At 44.0% G+C, this 19,280-nt stretch carries 17 protein-coding genes; 9 read left to right on the top strand and 8 right to left on the bottom strand.

Translation table 11 applies throughout. The annotated features are described in order from the left end of the window. Positions 1–144: 144 nt before the first annotated feature. From BSR11_RS04060 to BSR11_RS04045, 4 genes are all read left to right on the top strand, one after another. Positions 145–2,946 (top strand): TolB, encoded by a 2,802-nt coding sequence (locus BSR11_RS04060; protein ID WP_072669198.1) that lies wholly within the window; start codon positions 145–147, stop codon positions 2,944–2,946. Between the two features lie 120 nt (positions 2,947–3,066). After that, positions 3,067–3,354, top strand: a complete 288-nt coding sequence (locus BSR11_RS17610) for a deoxyribodipyrimidine photo-lyase (RefSeq protein WP_419796192.1) — start codon at positions 3,067–3,069, stop codon at positions 3,352–3,354. 277 nt (positions 3,355–3,631) lie between these two features. Next, complete coding sequence (locus BSR11_RS04050; RefSeq protein WP_072669196.1) at positions 3,632–4,966, top strand: cytochrome ubiquinol oxidase subunit I; 1,335 nt, start codon at positions 3,632–3,634, stop codon at positions 4,964–4,966. A gap of 2 nt (positions 4,967–4,968) precedes the next feature. After that, positions 4,969–5,961, top strand: coding sequence for a cytochrome d ubiquinol oxidase subunit II (locus BSR11_RS04045; protein WP_072669195.1), 993 nt, complete (start codon positions 4,969–4,971; stop codon positions 5,959–5,961). A gap of 59 nt (positions 5,962–6,020) precedes the next feature. On the opposite strand, the gene BSR11_RS04040 is transcribed toward BSR11_RS04045, so the two are convergent. Further along, positions 6,021–7,214: a class I SAM-dependent methyltransferase gene (locus BSR11_RS04040; RefSeq protein ID WP_072669194.1), complete on the bottom strand. Its 1,194-nt coding sequence runs from the start codon at positions 7,212–7,214 to the stop codon at positions 6,021–6,023. Positions 7,215–7,490: 276 nt separating this feature from the next. Here BSR11_RS04040 and yccX point away from each other — a divergent pair, with 276 nt between their 5' ends. Next, entirely contained in the window at positions 7,491–7,769 is a 279-nt protein-coding gene (gene yccX / locus BSR11_RS04035; protein WP_072669193.1) for an acylphosphatase, read from the top strand. 53 nt (positions 7,770–7,822) lie between these two features. Here the strand turns inward: yccX and BSR11_RS04030 are convergent, their stop codons facing one another. The 3 genes from BSR11_RS04030 to BSR11_RS04020 all read right to left on the bottom strand — a co-directional run bounded on the left by BSR11_RS04030 (position 7,823) and on the right by BSR11_RS04020 (position 10,202). Next, positions 7,823–8,152, bottom strand: a complete 330-nt coding sequence (locus BSR11_RS04030; protein WP_072669192.1) for a TusE/DsrC/DsvC family sulfur relay protein — start codon at positions 8,150–8,152, stop codon at positions 7,823–7,825. A gap of 126 nt (positions 8,153–8,278) precedes the next feature. After that, on the bottom strand, positions 8,279–8,938 hold the full coding sequence (locus BSR11_RS04025; protein ID WP_072669191.1) for a Bax inhibitor-1/YccA family protein: 660 nt from the start codon (positions 8,936–8,938) through the stop codon (positions 8,279–8,281). A gap of 241 nt (positions 8,939–9,179) precedes the next feature. Continuing rightward, positions 9,180–10,202, bottom strand: a complete 1,023-nt coding sequence (locus BSR11_RS04020; protein WP_072669190.1) for an amino acid ABC transporter substrate-binding protein — start codon at positions 10,200–10,202, stop codon at positions 9,180–9,182. Positions 10,203–10,380: 178 nt separating this feature from the next. Between BSR11_RS04020 and BSR11_RS04015 the strand changes: the two genes are divergently transcribed. Further along, positions 10,381–11,319, top strand: coding sequence for a precorrin-2 dehydrogenase/sirohydrochlorin ferrochelatase family protein (locus tag BSR11_RS04015; RefSeq protein ID WP_072669189.1), 939 nt, complete (start codon positions 10,381–10,383; stop codon positions 11,317–11,319). Positions 11,320–11,407: 88 nt separating this feature from the next. Here the strand turns inward: BSR11_RS04015 and yidA are convergent, their stop codons facing one another. Beyond that, positions 11,408–12,214 (bottom strand): sugar-phosphatase, encoded by an 807-nt coding sequence (gene yidA, locus BSR11_RS04010; RefSeq protein ID WP_072669188.1) that lies wholly within the window; start codon positions 12,212–12,214, stop codon positions 11,408–11,410. Positions 12,215–12,541: 327 nt separating this feature from the next. Here yidA and queE point away from each other — a divergent pair, with 327 nt between their 5' ends. The 3 genes from queE (at position 12,542) to BSR11_RS03995 (ending at position 14,270) form a co-directional block, all read left to right on the top strand. Further along, positions 12,542–13,216, top strand: coding sequence for a 7-carboxy-7-deazaguanine synthase QueE (gene queE / locus BSR11_RS04005; protein ID WP_072669187.1), 675 nt, complete (start codon positions 12,542–12,544; stop codon positions 13,214–13,216). 11 nt (positions 13,217–13,227) lie between these two features. After that, complete coding sequence (gene queC / locus BSR11_RS04000; RefSeq protein ID WP_072669186.1) at positions 13,228–13,926, top strand: 7-cyano-7-deazaguanine synthase QueC; 699 nt, start codon at positions 13,228–13,230, stop codon at positions 13,924–13,926. A gap of 119 nt (positions 13,927–14,045) precedes the next feature. Continuing rightward, positions 14,046–14,270, top strand: a complete 225-nt coding sequence (locus BSR11_RS03995) for a hypothetical protein (RefSeq protein ID WP_072669185.1) — start codon at positions 14,046–14,048, stop codon at positions 14,268–14,270. Positions 14,271–14,356: 86 nt separating this feature from the next. Here the strand turns inward: BSR11_RS03995 and BSR11_RS03990 are convergent, their stop codons facing one another. The 3 genes from BSR11_RS03990 to BSR11_RS03980 all read right to left on the bottom strand — a co-directional run bounded on the left by BSR11_RS03990 (position 14,357) and on the right by BSR11_RS03980 (position 18,653). Then, entirely contained in the window at positions 14,357–14,902 is a 546-nt protein-coding gene (locus tag BSR11_RS03990) for an MSHA operon transcriptional regulator (protein ID WP_072669184.1), read from the bottom strand. Positions 14,903–15,138: 236 nt separating this feature from the next. Further along, entirely contained in the window at positions 15,139–16,908 is a 1,770-nt protein-coding gene (locus BSR11_RS03985; protein ID WP_072669183.1) for an ABC transporter transmembrane domain-containing protein, read from the bottom strand. A gap of 2 nt (positions 16,909–16,910) precedes the next feature. Then, a complete protein-coding gene (locus BSR11_RS03980; RefSeq protein ID WP_072669182.1) occupies positions 16,911–18,653 on the bottom strand; it encodes an ABC transporter transmembrane domain-containing protein in 1,743 nt (580 codons plus the stop codon). Between the last annotated feature and the right edge of the window lie 627 nt (positions 18,654–19,280).

Raw genomic sequence — 19,280 nt, 5'->3', positions numbered from 1 at the left:
GTCGTCTCTCAGCAAGATCTTCTGTGTTGAAACGGTCATAGCTTGGTTAGGATTAAGACAAAACCATACATTTCAAGACGGAATGGTTTTGATGTTTCTTCTTATAATAGACGTTGTTAATCATTGATAGGATCGTTGTTCACTATGTCGAAAACATTTGCACTTTCTCCGATTATGGGCCTGATGGCTTGTCTTGGACTTCATTCTCCTCATGTGTTGGCGGAGCCTGTTGCTTGGGATCAAGCCGGGCAGGTATGGCAAACCCAGCAATCGGCGCACTTTATCGTGCATTTTCGCAGTGAACTTGCTAGTAGTGCAGCGCGCGCATTAGATATTGCGGAGCAGGTTCATCAAGAGCTTGCGACTCAGTTTTCACAAATGCCAGTGGAGAGAACTCATCTCACACTTGTCGATGATTATGATTACTCTAATGGCTGGGCAACGCCACTGCCTTATGCACAGATACGTCTGATCATCAATCCACCTAGCGATGTGAATGGTTTAGAAGGTAATGATGAGTGGCTGCATTTACTGATCCGTCATGAATATACTCATATTATCCATATGGAAATGAGTGATGGTGCTGTTACCATCGGACGAGGCATTGTCGGTCGTCATCCTCTTTTATTCCCACATGCTCTTACCCCTTCGATGCTATTGGAAGGTTTGGCGGTCTATATGGAAAGCCAAAATGATCATGGTGTTGGGCGGTTGCATAATAGCCACTTTGCAATGCAGATGCGCATGGAAGTGGCGAGTGGTGAGTTAGCCGATATTGAACAAGTGGTGGTGGCGAATAAGCGTTTGCCCCTTGGTAGTAACTATTTGTATGGTGCTTATTTTGTTCAGTATCTAGCCAAAACTTATGGTGAAGAGTCTGTTCAGGCATTTTTAACGGATTATAGTGGCTATCTGGTTCCGGGGCTTTTCTTAAATCTCAGTGCCAGACACATTTTTGGAAAAGATTTTTTTGCACTTTGGGAAGAGTTTCGTACCGATTTGAACACGCAGTTTGCTGATCAACTGACTTCGAATACGTCGTTTACTTACCATGAGCTTGACGCTCAGCCATTTGAGTATTTGTTAGCCCATGACAATGACACATTACTCGCTTGGCGTCGAAATGGCGACGATCGCGCTAACCTTGCTCAATGGGATGCAAAACGTGGTCAATGGCAGAGCCTGATCAGTACCAAAAGCTTAACCAGTATCGACTCACATCCGACGCAAGGGCTAGTGGTTTCGCAAATCAATTCGTATGTCGATGGGCGTGTTTTTAATGATCTGTATCGTTATGTTGATGGTCAATGGTTACGGTTAACTGAGCAACAACGTTTTGTACAAGCACGTTGGAGTCACGATGGGCAAAGCATTTTTGCGGTCCGTCACCAACAAGGTCTGGCTGAGCTATGGCAAATCGAATTAAACGGCAAGCAAACGCAATTGTGGCAGGGTGAACCCAATTGGGTATTAGGTGATATGGCTGTATCACCAAACGGTGATATTTATGCCGCCGTGAAAGCACCTTTTCAGTCGTGGAATATTATGCGTTTTGATCCGATAACGCAAAGCTGGATTGCGGTGACTGAAACCGCGGCTACCGAACATCAACTGAGCTTTACTGCGCAAGGCGATTTACTGTTTAGTGCCGATTATACTGGGCGTTATCAGATTTATCGTCTTGATTTACAAAGCAATATCATTGAACAATTAACCGCAGAAATCGGTGGAGCATTTTCACCACAATCGGGGCCGGAAGGGATTGTTTATCAAGCGTATGAGCATGATGGTTACCATCTACGCCGTGTGACGAGTACTCAAGGACTTGCTGAAATAGCGCTGTCGACGCTACCGGTAGCGAAAACTGTTAATGCGGCTCCGATAGCCACGGTCACTGCGACAGAGAAAAGTCAGCCAATCGCATATTCGCCATTATCAACGTTAGCACCACGTTACTGGATGCCGGTCTGGCAGTCAGATAATAATCAATCGTTATTTGGTGTTGCTACTAGTGGCTCCGATGTATTGGGCCGCCACCAATATGAGATCATGGCAGCGTGGGACAGTAAAAATGCACTGGCTGCTTATCAATTCGGTTATCAATACGATAACCGTTGGCAAGCGACATTAAGTCGTGAGCATGAGTTTAAATTTAACGCATTAACGGGTAAAGATGATCGTATTGTTCGTCAGGATGATTTTACACTGCAGCGTAACCATTTATGGCATGGGTTTGATGACCACTTAAACGTTGGCGTTGGAACCTATTGGCAGAAAGAAGCGTTGGTCAAATCTCCTCAAGGTTCTCACTATGCGGACGCAAGTAATGAATGGTTGGCCGGTAGTGCGATCCAATGGGATAACCGTGAAGGCTTATTGAATATTCCCGGTTACGCTTGGGGACATTACGCTGACTTAGTATGGGAAACCAACATTGACGGTGATTACTCAGGACAGAAGTGGCAAGCACAATGGCAAGCGAACTGGGATTTGCCCGGACGTTTACGCTTAACAACGCATTTGGCTGTTGGTTATGCCGATGCCAAAGCCAAACCTTTTGAACTTGGTGGTTACACGGGGGACGAAGGACAACTTTACGGTCGTAATGAGCTTAAACTACGCGGTTACGGTTCTGCGGCGCAAGTGGGCCAGCAATATGCCACACAAAGTATTGAGCTAAGCCGTTTGCTGTATCGCGCTGAGCGAAACTGGGGTTTGTGGCCAATTGGCTTGGGTGACATTTCTGCGACCGCGTTTGTTGATTCTGGTTCCAGTTGGAATTCTCAACAAAGCTACAGCGCATTAACGGGCATCGGTGCTGAGTTACAAGTTGATGCGATAATCTTATATGGCAATGCGTTACCCATTCATATTGGATATGCTCATGGTTTAGACAGTAAGCTGGGTAAAGATGAAGTGTATATTAAGCTAACGGCGGAGTTTTAAACTCGCACCACTATCGGTTGGAAAAAGGGCAGAAGAGTTTCTGCCCTTTTTTATTGCTGAATCGATCGATAACTCCTCGATTTGCGTATCAATATGAAATTTAATCATCGGTTACTTTTTATGTCCATACGTTCTCTTTATTGGTTTACCAATGATTTACGGATCTCAGATAACCCATTGCTGGCTCAAGCCGCGCAAAACAGTCACCAGTTGACTTGTTGTTATCTGCTCCCTTCGTTAACGCCTTTAGAGCAACGTTTCCAAGTTGTGGCTAGTAATGGTTTGGCTAAGCAGACCGCTTTATACGATCCTGAGCTGAGTTTCATTCGTCGTTGGCAGGGGGAAGCGGATCATCACAGTATTGATGTTGTTGATATGGTTGATTGGCCTGTCTCTCCAGCGCAATAAGCGTACGATTATTGCGCAAGCGATGCTTCATTCACTTTTTGTCATCATTCTCATCGATTCGATACACCTTTTGCCTCGGTTATGCCGCAAAATTTTGATATACATCAAACTTCTTTGTGTTTTATATCGAACCGATCGAAATCAACCCTATCAGGCACTAACAGCACGAATAAAACTTACCACGAGTAAACTAAATCGGAGCAGAACTCGTAATTAACAAGTAAGTTAATAATCGTTGTGTCGTTGCCTACGGTTTTTTTAGATTGAGGAATACGTGATGTTAGATACCCTCATGTTGTCGCGGATACAGTTTGCGGCCAATATTAGTTTTCATATTTTATTTCCGACCATCACCATAGCACTAGCATGGATTATGGTGTTTTTTAAGTGGCGCTTTGTTCGTACTCAAGCTCAATTATGGCTTGATTTGTACTATTTTTGGGTCAAGGTATTTGCGCTTACCTTCGCTCTTGGGGTTGTCTCTGGTATTACCATGAGTTTCCAATTTGGCACCAACTGGCCGGGTTTTATGGAAAAAGTCGGTAATGTTGCCGGACCATTACTGGGTTATGAAGTGATGACCGCTTTCTTCATGGAAGCGACCTTCCTTGGTGTGATGTTGTTTGGACGGGGTCGTGTTCCGGAATGGGTACACACCTTAGCTACCGTACTGGTTGCGATTGGTACTTCACTTTCTGCTTTTTGGATTTTGGTTCTCAATAGTTGGATGCATACGCCGACGGGTTATGAGTTAATCGACGGTGTTGTACATGTAACCAGTTGGAAAGAAGTGATTTTGAATCCTTCAATGCCTTATCGTCTCGCCCACATGCTGCTTGCTTCGTTGCTTACTGCTAGCTTCGTTATCGCTGGGATCTCGGCTTATCAGTATCTACGTAATTCACAGCTTAATGCTGCGAAAGTGGGCATGAAAGTGGCGATTATCCTAGCTGCTATCGGTATTCCGGTGCAGATTTTGGTCGGGGATTTACATGGCTTAAATACGCTTGAACATCAGCCTGCGAAAATCGCTGCGATGGAAGGAGTCTGGGAAACTGAACAAGGTGCGCCATTACTGCTCTTTGCTTGGCCTGATGAAGTTACGCGCAGTAATCATTTTGAAGTCGGGATCCCTAAACTAGCGAGCTTGATTTTAACTCATGATCTCAATGGTGAGATTCAGGGTTTAAATGAGTTTGCGCCGGATCATCCGCCGGTCAAGCCTTTATTCTTTGGTTTTCGGATCATGGTGGGAGTCGGGATGTTGATGCTATTGGTGAGTTGGTACGGTGCTTGGCGATTGCTACGCCAACAATCATTACCGAAACCTTACTTATACACTTTAGTCGCGATGACGTTTTCCGGCTGGGTAGCAACTTTAGCGGGTTGGTATGTGACAGAAATTGGTCGTCAGCCTTGGTTAGTGCAAGGGGTACTACGAACCTCAGACGCGGTAACGACGGTGGCGAGTAGCTCCGTAGCCACGTCATTAGTGATGTATTTAATTGTCTATGCGGTCTTATTAGTGGCTTATATCCATACCCTGTTTTATTTAGCCAGACAGTTTTCATCATCCACAGAAACAGTAACGACTAGTGAGCAAAAGGTATAAATATGATTGCGCATCTACCAGAAATTTACCTATTACTCTTAGGTTTTAGTGTCTTCATGTATGCTGTCCTTGATGGTTATGATCTCGGGGTTGGTATTTTATTACCGCGTAACAATGAGCAGCAACGCGACCGAATGATCGCTTCTATTGGCCCTTTTTGGGACGCTAATGAAACGTGGCTAGTATTAGGTATCGGTATCTTATTGATAGCCTTTCCAGCTGCGCATAGTTACATTCTCACCGAACTCTATATACCAGTTGCCATTATGCTGATCGCCTTGATTATGCGAGGTGTGGCGTTCGATTTTCGTGCCAAAGCGAAAGCTGATCACAAAGATCATTGGGATTTGTGCTTCAAAACGGGTTCACTGCTCGCGGCACTGACTCAAGGCTACATGATTGGTCGCTATGTGATGAGTTTTGAAGAGTCCACTCAAGCTTATGCCTTTGCACTGCTCAGCGCGTTGTGTGTCACTGCGGCTTACGTGTACATTGGTGGCGCATGGTTAGTTTTAAAAACTGAAGGTGAATTACAAAAACGCGCTGCACGTTGGTCTCGCCGAGCGGGTTGGTTAGCGGCATTAGGTATTCTAGCGGTCAGTGTCGTTAATCCGTTATTTAATCCGATGGTCGCTGAGCGTTGGTTCAGTTTTCCTGAGATGTTACTGTTGGCTCCGGTGCCATTAGTCGTGTTAGCAACCATTTTTATGGTTGATCGTTATTTAAGACGGGTGCCCGTAGAGAATGATATGGGCGTTCAATGGCCATTCTTTGGGGTAATGTTGATCTTTGCTTTAAGCTTTCTTGGTTTAGCTTACAGCTTTTTTCCGGATGTGGTACCCGGTGTGATGACAGCGCAAGAATCAGCCGCGTCTACTGCCAGCTTGTTAGTGGTGGGGATTGGGGTAGTGATTGTTATGCCGATGATCTTGCTTTATACCTTTGTTGTCTATCGGATTTTTAAAGGTAAGGCGACAGACTTAAGCTACAAGTAATAGCGTATAGTGGTATTGGAAAAATAATGGCCTCGAAAGAGGCCGTTATTTTATGGTGTCTAGATAACCTTGCAGGCAAAGCCTTTCAGATAAAAACCTTCCGGGTATGCCGTGTCAACGGGATGATCGGCGGCTTGTTCGAAGCGTTCGATAAACTTGACATCGCGACCGGCATCCAGCGCTGCATCGGCAATAATTTTTTGAAACAGGACTTGATCCATCAAACCCGAGCAAGAATAAGTGAGTAGGGTGCCACCGGGTTTTAAAATTTGCATCGCCAACATATTAATGTCTTTGTAGCCACGACAAGCGCCGTTCAGTTGAGCTTTAGACTCGGCAAACTTCGGTGGGTCCATGATCACCACATCGAATTGCGTGCCTTGCTCTCGGTATTCGCGCAGCAGTTTGAATACATCGGCATTCAAAAACACTGCGCGTTTTTTGCTAGTATCAAATTCATTGAGCTCGGCATTCATTTTTGCATTATCGAGCGCAGGTTGTGACACATCAGCATTAATTACCCGCTTAGCGCCACCTTTTAACGCGTATAACCCAAAGCCACCAGTATAAGAGAAGCAGTTGAGTACCTCTTTATCTTTAACGTATTTCATCGATTGCTGACGGCTATCGCGTTGATCAAGATAAAAGCCAGTTTTATGGCCACCAACAATATCAACACGGATTTTAATGCCATTTTCTTCAATCACCACCACCTCTGGTGGAACTTCTCCGTGCAATACACCAACGCGCTCTTCTAAGCCTTCTTTCTTACGCACGGCAACGTCTGAACGCTCATAAATATGACAATTGGCAAAGCAGTGTTTAAGGGCCGTGATCAAGTGCGGTTTTTGGTATTCAGCACCGGCACTGAGTAGCTGACAGACTAAATAGTTATCATATTTATCAATCGTGATACCGGGCAAGCCATCCGACTCCGCAGCAATTAGGCGATATCCAGTGACGCCGTCACGCCCAATCAGTTCGTCGCGCAGTTTTTGAGCTTGCTGAATACGTTTGATAAAAAAATCACTATCAATGTTTTCATTGTTAAAGCTCCATACACGAGCACGAATTTGAGAGTGGGGAGAGTAAGCCGCTTTCGCTAACCATTGTCCATCATGCGTGTAAATATCGACCGTTTCACCGAGTTGTGGATCGCCTTCAACTTTGCTAATGCCACGAGAAAAAACCCAAGGATGTTTACGACGTAAAGATTTATCACGACCTTTGACCAGATAGATTGCAGGAGTCATTGCGCTACTCAAAAAGATTAATAAAAATGGGCAGGCATTGTCATGCAACTTGGGGTGAAAAGCAAATCAGAGTATTACTTTGCTTTATCAATGCTACGGCATTAACTATACGTTCACCTTCAGTACTTACAGTACTTATATCGCTATTGATATTCATGAGATAACTATCCTTCATTTTCCTCTTCCTCTATAAGGTTACCAAATGGTTATCTACCTACAACGGCAAGTCGCTGAGAGATATACTCTACTGGAAATGACTTTGAAATGGAGGAGAGTATGAACAACCTAATAAGCGAGACGTTTATCGTGTCGGGAAGAGTACAAGGGGTTGGCTTTCGTTACCATACCGCCTTACAAGCATCGAAGCTAAGTGTGCTTGGTTATGCGAAAAACCTTCCTAGCGGTGAGGTTGAGGTGCTGGCGGTTGGTCAAGCTGATCAGGTTGAACAGCTTTTTATGTGGCTACAACAAGGGCCAAAAACGGCACGGGTGGAACACGTGAGGCGCAGTCAAGTCATCATCGATTCAGTGCCATCGGATTTTCAGATTTTATAGCCTATGAGGGAGGCTGAGCCACTGCCAGCCTTCCGTAGCCTTGTTAAAGTGAATTATAAGCATTTCGCTGGTTTAGGTAGACCGGCCAGTTTGGTCGCTTGTTTGGCTGGCCCTTTCGGAAACAGTTTAAACAGATATTTACTGCTGCCTTTTTCCGGTCCGTGGGCTTTTTCCATCGCCTTAACCAGCATACGAATCGCGGGGGAGGTTTGGTATTCTAGATAAAATTGGCGAACAAAATGGATTACTTCTAAGTGCGCATCACTCAACAGGATTCCCTCTTCTTTAGCTAGAATCTCTATCATTCCTTCTTCCCAAAGGGTGTGATCAAGTAAATACCCTTGTGCATCGGTTGCAATGTTTTTACCGTTGTAGTCGAACATCAGTTTCTCGCCAAAATTGAAAAGTGCGCATAGGGTAATGGAGGCTTGGTTTTTGCTCAAGAGAAAACAAAGGCCCGAAAGCAAGCTTTCGGGCCTTTAGGTAATGTGATTTCAGTTGTGTCGCGATTAATCGCGCATGATGCCAAGAATCGTCAACAAGCTGATGAATAGGTTGTAGATTGAAACGTAAAGGCTGACGGTCGCAGAGATGTAGTTAGTTTCACCACCACGAACAATTTGCTGAGTTGTTAACAAGATAACACCGGTTGAAAACAACACGAACATTCCGCTCATTGCTAGGTGCAGCATTGGCATTTGTAGGAAGATGTTTGCCACAATACCGATAAGTAGTACCACGAAACCAGCCATCAGTACGCCACCAAGGAAAGAGAGGTCACGTTTGGTGGTTAGCGCATACGCTGATGCACCCATAAAGGCTAAGGCAGTGCCGCCTAAGGCGGTTAGGATCACATCACCCATACCTGCACCGATGTACATGTTGAGGATTGGACCAATCGTATAACCTAAGAAGCCAGTAAATAAGAACGTAAACACAAGGCCAAGGCTGTTGTTACGGTTTTTCTCAGTTAAAAATAACAGACCATAAAAACCGACCAGCATAAGAATCAAACCCGGGCGTGGTAGGTTCATTGCCATTGATACCCCAGCGACAACAGCTGACCATAATAAGGTCATTGAGAGTAGCGCGTAGGTGTTTCTTAACACTTTGTTGGTTTGTAGAGCACTGTCATAAGACGAGGTGCGTGAATATATTGGACTGTTCATACTCTTCCTCATAGAAGGTGTAGTTAACTATGTAGACAGTAATGGGGTGAAAAGTTCACTATTTCAATCCCATAACTGTATTTTTGTTTACGAGAATAATAATCAAAAAGCGCGAATTAAGTGTGAACAAGTTGTAACACGATATTACTTTGGTTTGCTGTTCATACTAGAACGAGACGCTCGCGCTTGTGAATAGGTAACGCTTATTCTACGTTAAAATAGACGTAATAATAAGAAACTTTTAGCGTATAGGTGGTGCATACATAATTCCTCCGGCGTTCCACAATGCATTGAGTCCACGTGGTATCGCTAAAGGAGAACCGTCTCCGACATTACGTTGGAAACTCTCATTATAGTTGCCTACTTGTTTAATGATTTGATAAGCCCAGTCGTTACTGAGGCCCAGCGGACGACCTATTTCTCCTTCCACACCGAGCAAGCGCCTGATTTCAGGATTGGCCGATTTGAGCTGTTGGTCGACATTAGCTGAAGTAATGCCGAGCTCTTCAGCATTAATCATCGCAGCGAGTGTCCAGCGAGTGATATTTAACCAGCGGTCATCGCCTTCGCGAATCACGGGGCCAAGCGGCTCTTTGGAAATGATTTCTGGCAGAATAATGGCTGAGTCTGGTTTCGCTAAGTTCAGTCGCAAGGCATACAGCCCAGATTGATCCCCGGTGATGGCAACGCAACGTCCTGCATTGAAGGCGCGTGCGATTTGTATTGCAGTATCAAAAACCACGGGTTGGTAACTCATACCGTGATGGCGAAAATAATCATCCAAATTCAATTTGGTGGTGGTTTCTGATTGGACACAAATCGGTTGATTATGAAGCTGGCTCACTTGGGTTAGGGCGGACTTTTTATTAACCATAAATCCTTGCCCATCATAAAAATTAACGCCAACAAAGTTGAGCCCCATTGTGGTATCTCGCTCGAATGTCCATGTGGTATTGCGAGAAAGCACATCGACTTGTCCAGATTGTATGGCTTTAAAGCGTTCGCGAGCGGTTAAAGGGACGTACTCCACTTTATTCTTATCGCCTAATACTGCCGCCGCGACAGCGCGACAGTAGTCCACATCCAAACCTTGCCACTGGCCTTTAGCATCGGCATCGGAAAAGCCAGCTAAACCAGTGCTGATGCCACAGGTGAGTTTTCCTTGGGTTAATACGCGGTCTAAGGTTGTTGGCGATGCAAGAGCGAAATGAGCGGTTAACGATAATGAAACCGCACAAACAAGAGTAGTCAATCGATTCGCCATAAGAAATTCCCTCTTTGAGCAGAAGCGCTCGGTCAATTTGTCAGTTATTATAAGCGTAGATAAGATAAGTCACTTCCACCAAGTCAAATTAATGTTAGATTGCTTCAACAACCCATCTATTGTTAGTGTTGATTTTTTGTTAGCATGAATCGATTGAATTAAAAGGTAAAAGACTAACATGCGCTATTTTCCAGTGTTTCTTGATTTGTCCAATAAAGCCGTTTTAGTGGTGGGTGGTGGCGAGGTGGCGTGTCGCAAGATTGAAGCTCTGATGCGTGCAGGTGCTCATATTACGGTAGTGTCGCCTCATATTACCCCTCAGTTGCAGGCTTGGGTTGAGCAGGACCGTTGTCACTGGATTCAAAATTTCTACTCATCAAAGTTTATCAGTGCTGATTATGTACAAGTCTGGGCGACCACTGATAATCCTGATCTCAATCATCAAGTGTTTCGTGATGCCAAGTCTGTCGGCGTCTTAGTCAATGTGGTCGATGATCAGCCTTATTGTGATTTCATTACTCCATCGATGATTGAGCGCGGCCGAATTCAACTGGCGATCTCCAGTGGCGGGGCTTCTCCAGTCTTAATCCGCAATATTCGTGAAACCCTCGAAAGTGTTTTACCGCAAAACCTCGCATTATTAGCAGATTTTGGCGCTTCGAAACGTAATTCCCTCAAAGAGCATCTCTCTACCGTTGATCAACGCCGTAAGTTTTGGGAGCTATTTTTTGCGCAAACTGCGGTTAAAAATGCTACCAGCCGTGAAGCGTTAGAAAAACAGTATTGTGCGGCACTAGAGCAGCCGATGGATGAACGAGGAGAAGTGACGTGGATTGAGTGTGGTAGAGATGTTGAGTTGCTTTCACTAAAAGCGTTACGTTATATGCAACAAGCTGAGTTGGTGTTGTTTTGTGACTCTTGTGACCATGAGTTTGTTAACTTGTGCCGTCGTGATGCTGAGCGCGAACCGTTTAGCCATCCTGGTCAATTAAGCGAACGTTTAGCCAGTGCAAAACAGGCTCAGCAGCGTGTAGTGATATTAATCCCTTCGGCACGTCAAGAATATGTGCTTTTGCAAGGGCAAGAAAAAGTGCTTAAACAAGGTAGCGAAGGGTAGTATTCCCTTGATACCTAAAACACCACTCTAGTTTGAGAGTATAAAAACCCCCGAATCATTTAATAAGGGGGTTTTTAAATGGTGTTTCTTAACGTAAAGCAAACTGCTCAATCGCAACAGCAACACCGTCTTGATCATTGCTCAAGGTAATATGGTCCGCGATGCGTTTTGTTTCTTCCATAGCATTGTCCATGGCAATACCGAGTCCTGCATATTGCAACATATGGTGATCGTTTTCAGCATCCCCCATACACATCACTTCAGAGGCCTGAATGCCTAAGTGTTCAGCAATCGCTTTTACGCCAATCCCTTTATTGCTTTTAGGATTAAGAAATTCAACAAAGAATGCCGCACTTTGTACAATCGTGAAATCTCGATAGAACTCAGCCGGAATTTTCGCGATGGTTGCGGTTAACACTGCTGGCTCTGCGACAATCATTGCTTTGATGATCGGATGATCATCTTCCAACTGGTCAAAGTCCATCTCAGTGATGGAAATGCCATTTATAGTCGCTTCAACTTCAGTATATTGGCTGATTTTCGGGGTGATCAAACCATGAATTTGACTAAATGCATGGGTGTTAACGCCCAGCTCTTTGGCTAATTGTGCGACCCGTTTAGCCAAGCGGCCATCAATAATTTGTTGATAGATAACTTCCCCCGTACCGACGTTTTGCACCATCGAACCGTTGTAATGCAATACATAGTCTTGATCTGAGGTGAGGTTTAAAAACTCGAGTTTATCTTGCATCCCCGCGAGTGGGCGACCAGAAGCGAGGACCACTTTTATCCCTTGCTCGCGGGCTTTGGCTATCGCTTGTTGAGTGCGTAGAGAAATCTGCTTTTGGCTATTGAGTAAGGTGCCATCCATATCGAGTGCGATCAATTTATACATGTGTTACCTAATAAAATGACTAAAAAGAGAGTTACCGCTGGATTTATCGTTTTTAGCACATTTGCCATCGTGTAACGGATAAATCGCTTGGCTTGAAAGTATGACAAGATACGTGTTTTTTATGAAAATCTAAAGTCAGTTTATAGAAAGGGTGTGATTGAGCTAGGTGAACGAACGTTATGCGGTTAACACTAACGTCGCTTCAAGTAGGAAGAGATCAGTGCCTAAAAAGAGAAATTATTGATGATCGGCGGGTTTAAATTGACCTCAAGTTGAGCATCTATTAAGGTCTGCGACCTAACGTTTTATCAGCGCAAATATAGGCCAATGACTTTGTACAAAGTGAATGAAATATTTGAAACCATCCAAGGGGAAGGCGTTTTCACTGGTGTCCCAGCGGTATTCGTACGTCTTCAACAATGTCCAGTAGGTTGTGCTTGGTGTGATACTAAGCAAACTTGGGATGCAGAGCCACAAGATCAGCGTAGTTTCGATCAAATCATTGCCAAACAAGGCGATAGTCCAACATGGTGTCAAGGCTCTGCGGAGCAGATCATCGCTCAATATCAGCAGCAAGGCTATACAGCCAAACATATTGTGATCACAGGTGGTGAACCTTGCCTTTATGATCTTGTTCCGTTGACGGAGGCATTTGAAGCGATAGGTTGTCAATGTCAAATTGAAACCAGTGGTACGTTTGAGGTTAAAGCCAGTGTGAAGACTTGGGTGACAGTGTCACCTAAGATTGCAATGAAAGGTAAGTTGTCAATTGTGCCGTCGGCGCTGCAAAGAGCCAATGAGATCAAGCACCCAGTGGGGACAGAAAAAGACATCGCCCAATTAGAGGCGCTATTAGAGCAAGTCACGGTCAGTGCTGATACCATTATTGCTTTACAGCCGATCAGTCAAAAACCACGGGCAACCCAGTTATGCATAGAGACTTGTATTGCTCGTAACTGGCGTTTATCGATCCAAACCCATAAATACTTAAATATTGCTTAAGGGAATCCAACATGAATAGAGCGGTCGTGGTATTCAGTGGTGGGCAAGACTCCACCACTTGTTTGGTGCAAGCTTTGCAAGAGTTTGAGGAAGTTCATGCGATAACGTTTGATTATGGACAGCGACACAAACTTGAAATTGAAGTCGCTCAACAATTAGCACTCAAATTGGGCGTAAAAGCACATAAAGTGATGGATGTTGGCTTGTTGAATGAACTGGCGATCAGTTCACTGACTCGCGATGATATTCCGGTCTCTCATGAATTGCAGGCCAACGGTTTGCCCAATTCCTTTGTTCCGGGACGCAATATTTTGTTTCTGACTTTAGCGGGTATTTACGCTTACCAAATTGGCGCAGAGACGATCATCACTGGAGTGTGTGAGACCGATTTTTCAGGGTATCCGGATTGTCGAAATGATTTTGTCAAAGCGATGAACCATGCTTTGGTGCAAGGTATGGATCGTCAATTAACCATTCGTACCCCTTTAATGTGGCTAAATAAAGCAGAAACATGGGCGTTAGCCGATCAGTATCAAGCTTTGGATTTAGTGCGTAACGAAACGCTGACCTGTTACAACGGCATTATCGGTGACGGCTGTGGCGTTTGTCCTGCTTGTCATCTACGTAAAGCGGGCCTAGATGAATATTTACTTCATCATCAAAAGGTTACTCAATCTTTGCTTCATAAGCAAACTATCGATAAAGCATGAGTAAAATAGAGTTTTAAGCGTAAAAAAGTGTAAATACTGTGCATAATAACAGTATTTGCGCTTGACAAGCTTAGAGGCTGAGCTATGCTGGTTATATAACCAGTGGTAAGGAGGTCTCTATGTTGTGGGAAACATTAGAACGCGTTAACCGCCTACGCCAACAGGCGATATCAAACCCTGAGTTCATTCAATCAGCCAAAGAACATGAGCAAACGTTAAAACACGTTGAGCAAGAGTTCGAACCCAAACGGCGTCGAAAAGCCAGAGCCAACAAAGTCAAAGCACTGGCTGATATTTATCAACAAACCGAATTTAGTCATAACCCTTCAGGTATACAACACTGATCTTGTATTCCACTCAGCCTGTTAAGGTTGAGTGGATCACTGACTTTCTACCCTTCACGTTAATGGTTTACTGCAAAACGTTTTGATTAACCAGAGCTTTTCACAAAATATGGATTGGTCTGTGTTTTCTCAGAACCTAATTCTGAACGTACTATGCGATTCCACAATGCCGAGTTAAATTGTCCTTTCGGTATCGAGGGGTAGAGGGTTTCCAGTTCTTCTTGCGCAAAACGGATAAACTGTTTTTTCTGTTGTTGATTATATTTGTTCAGTACAAGGTTGTATTGCTTAATCCACTCGGTTTTAAACGCACGTAAAGTCGGTTCAGCTTGCTCAAGAGGTAAATTGGACAGATAAATTCGTTTATAAGCTACTTTTCGATCGATCATAGTGAGCATCGTTGTTTGGATGTATTTACCATGACGGGTAATAGAAATGTCCTCGACAGAAAATGGCGTTAAACACCACCCTCGAGGCAAAAAGTTAGTTTGGCGATACTGTTGGTTACGTATCGTCAGTGCTTGGTGTAAAACAATATCGGAAGTACCACGAAAGGTCGACTGCCATTGACCTATACGAACTTGTATTGAGCCGGGGAGGCGAAATACATTCATAAATTTATCTGCGTTCATAGACATATCATACAACTGCTTTACTTAAGGTGATCTATCCTTCCGATTGGGTTTTGAGCTGAACGGTGAGTCATCATGACAGCCGACTATCATACCGTAATCATTGATAAGATAGCGAGTATTTTGTCATTAGTGATGGTGTGTTTCAGTCGCGATTCGATGAAAGGGAATATGTTGGATTACTTGACGAGGAAAATGGCGATGCAGCTTCGATTGGTGATCGAGGCTGCATAGGATTAGCAAACTGGTTCGAGAGGTGTTTGATGCTCAATATCACGAAGATGTTCACCTACTTGCTGCATTTTATACATTTGTGCGTAACGTCCTTTTTGAGCCAGTAATTCTTGATGTGAGCCTTGTTCGACCAGTTCACCATGATGCAAAACTACAATCTTATCGGCTTCCATAATGGTTGATAGGCGGTGGGCAATCACCACTAAGGTCATGTCATGACGTAATGCATGGAGACTACGTTGAATTAATGCTTCCGTTCCTGAATCAATATTGGCTGTTGCTTCGTCTAAGATAAGTACCTTAGGTTTAGCAACTAAGACTCGAGCCATAGCTAATAACTGTTTTTGTCCTGCCGAGAGGTTAGTTTGGCCTTGTCCCAATAAAGTCTCTAATTGTTCGGGATAATGTTGAATTTGTTCAGCTAACCCAACTTGATGTAACGCTCGCCAAATTGATTCATCACTGATCTTGCGTCCAAGAGCCACGTTATCACGTACGGATGAGGGCAAAACATGAGGATCTTGTTGCACCATAGCGATGTCTTGCCTTAATACTGCTTTATCTAAGCTATCGATAGATCTTCCATCAATTAATAATGCATTGTGTTCTACAGGATAAAAGCCCATCAATAATGAAGCGATGGTGCTTTTGCCACTGCCCGTATGGCCAACTAAAGCGACAAAGTTTTGATGAGGAATCGTCAAGTTAATCTGTTTGAGTACAGTTTGTTTACCATCGTAACTGAATGAAAGGTTATTGAAGCTGATCGCACCACTGGCCAGTGGTCGGTTATCTGTTCCGTAGGTTTGTTGTGGCGCATCGATCATCTCAAAAATTCGTTCACTGGCAACTAAGGCTTGCTGTAATAACGCTAATTGTTGGGTCATTTCGATTAGCGGTTCGGTTATTCGTCCGAGGTAACTAATAAAGGCGTAAAGCACACCAACACCGATCAATTCAGTGCCACTAAAACCAAAGATAGCCACTAAGGTCAATAACGCTATACCAGCCAACAGATCCATTAATGGACGAAGAAGAATGCCATTTAAGGTAATCACCTTTTTACCAGCATTGAAATGCTCGGCAGTCAGTTGCTTGAACTGTTGGTTAAAACGTTGTTCTTGGCGCATTAACTGAATCACACTCATGCCTTGAATCGATTCACTCATATTGCCATTAATATCGGTCAGAAGATCTCGCATGACTCGGTATGCGGGGGTGCTGAGCTTTTGGAAAAGAAACATAAATCCAACGACGATAGGTAAAAGAACCAGTACCACTAATGTGAGCTGCCAACTGAGTAGCCACATCACTACCAGCATCACAGAGATCATCACCATATTTCTGATCACTGAAGCGATCAGCAATTCATAAAATTGCTGTAGCGATTCGGTGTCGTTGGTTAACCGTGAGACGAGCTTGCCGGTTGGAGTATAATCAAATGCAGCAAGGGGCTGTCGAAGGACACTGTTAAACGCTTGTTTTCGAATGGTTTTAATCACCCCTGTGGCGACAATATTAAATTGAATACTTTGCAGATACTGAAAGAGTGCTGAGCACAGGGTAAGACCAAGGTAACCCGCCGCTAATAGAGTTAACGCTTGCTGCGAATAATCTCCTTTAGCAATGTGTTCATCGATAAAGTGTTGGATAAGCCAAGGCCCGCCCGCATTCGCTACTGCGGCGATGAATAAAAACAACAGACCAATGATCATCGGTTTGGGCTGTGAAAGAGGGTAAGTAAACAGGCGTTTTATGGTTTGCTTTCTCATGTTTATTCTCCCTCAATCGCTTGAGCCAACTGTTGATATTGATACATTTCTGCATACCAAGCGTGATTGGCAAGCAATGACTGATGCCGACCGCGTTCGGCTATTTTTCCATGGTTAAGGACAATAATTTCATCGGCTTTTTCCAAAGCCGTTAAGCGGTGAGCGATGATAATCAAAGATTGCTGCTGGTTACTCGTTGCAAGGTTACGCAAGATGGTATGCTCAGTACGTCCATCCACCGCTGATAATGCATCATCGAGAATCAATATTTCAGCATTCAATAACATCGCACGTGCGATCGCGATGCGCTGTTTTTGCCCTCCAGATAACGTGATGCCTTTTTCTCCAACCTCGGTATCGTAACCCGCCGGAAACTTCAAAATATCGTCATGAATACAAGCCAGTTGTGCCGCTCGATAAACCTCTTCCTGAGTGGCGCTCGGACAACCTAGGGCAATATTGTCAAATATCGAACGAGAGAATAGAAAAGGCGATTGGCTCACCACGGCAAATTTACTGCGCCATTGATCCAATTTGGCTTCTTTTATCCGCACATCACCATAACGAATCTCCCCATGTTGTAACTCTTGTTGCCGCAGTAGTAAGGCGACTAAGGTCGATTTACCGCTGCCCACTGGGCCAGCAATACCCAACATAGCCCCGGGTTTTAGAACGATATGACACTGTTCTAAAGTAGCGGGAAGTTGTTCATCCCAATGAAATTGCTCGATATGAATTGTCAGAGATTGTGCTTTGTTTGGTAATGAATGAGTGCCACTAGTGATGCTGGGGGCTAGATCAAACACTTCTTGCAAGCGCTCCCATGCGGCTGAACCTCGTTCTAAGATATTAAATAAAAACGCAAATGCTAACATCGGCCAGATCATCAGACCGAGGTACATAGTGAATGCAGTAAGATCGCCTAGACTGATTTCCTGCTGTTCAACAAGGTAAGCGCCGACGCTGATACTGATGAAAAACGATAAGCCAATCGCTAATTGGATCGCCGGATCAAACCGTGCATCGACACGAGCAACAGCAATATTTTTATCCCCAGTTTCGTTGACCATCGTCTCAAAGCGCTGTTGTTCTTGGTTCTCTAGGCCAAATGCCCGCAACATACGCACACCATTTAATGACTCTTGAGTCATGTCGGACATATCAGAGAAAGCTTCTTGAGCGACTTTAAATCGCTGATGAAGGATGCGAACAATGAAAAAAATCGTCAATCCAAGAAAGGGCATAGGCAATAGTGCCATTAGGGTTAGCTTCCAACTGATTTGAGTACTCATAATGATCAGTACAGCAATACCGGTGATCAGTGAATCTGTCGCGGTAAGCACACCTTCACCTGCCGTCATAACTATATTTTTCACGTCATTGGTGCCACGTGCCATGAGGTCGCCGGTTTTATAGCGTTCAAAAAAACGTGGTGGCTGGTGTGAGAGGTGTTGATAGAGACGATTACGCAGAATACTGCCCAGTTCAAAACTGGCACCAAATAACCAAATACGCCAGAGAATTCGACAACCATAGATAATAAGGATGACCACAAAGAGTCCACCCAGCCATTGTAATATTTCATGGCGAGTCATGGTGTTATCGACGATACCATCCACGATATGACCAACCGCTTTCGGTGTAATAAGCTGCATACTTGAAATAAGTACGAACAGTAAAATAGAACCGCAATAGTGTTGCCAGCGTAGCCTAAAAAACCAGCGCAAATGCCAAAATATTTTCACGACATTCTCCTAAATTATCGATAGCGTTTGGGGGGATTGGAGACATTCTCCTCCCTGATGATTTGATAGCGTCGAGATTCAAACATTTTGCTTTCCTAACGTGCGACGTTGAGGGCGCAGAAATAATAGCAACCAAAAGCGTGCAGATAATGTGGGGAATCACAGACTGATTTTTACGCGTATTAGTTGTGGTTGTTTCTTTGTCAATATTCAGCGTTATTCAATGCGTTCAACGCATTAGATACATTATCTACGGGGTGTGAACAGACGGTCCGTTTGTCATCTCAAGCCGTTTAGGGAGATTGAACATACTATTATTATCCGATGGTCAATTAATACAAGATCAATTGTTACTAATGTTAAAAAACGGCATAAAACAGTGAATGAAAAGTTGTTTTAGCTTAAAAGATGATTGTCTATGCTAAATACCCGCTGTTTTACAGAGACTTAGCTGGTTATGGAGTGAATTTTTTATCCAGTGAATCACGATCGTCAGCATGATGAGTGAGTGACGGTTCTGTTTAGATGACAAAAATGTAATCTTGAGGTCATGTTGCTGACAGGCAAGCTGTACTACGCTCAGTGTATTCCAGCGACCAAACTCATGTTTACATGTGTGTTTAGTGG

This window comes from Vibrio injensis (assembly GCF_001895205.1).
GTDB classification, from domain to species: Bacteria; Pseudomonadota; Gammaproteobacteria; order Enterobacterales; family Vibrionaceae; genus Vibrio; species Vibrio injensis.
Note: the sequence above shows the minus strand (reverse complement) of the source record. Positions and strands in the feature narration are given on the sequence as shown.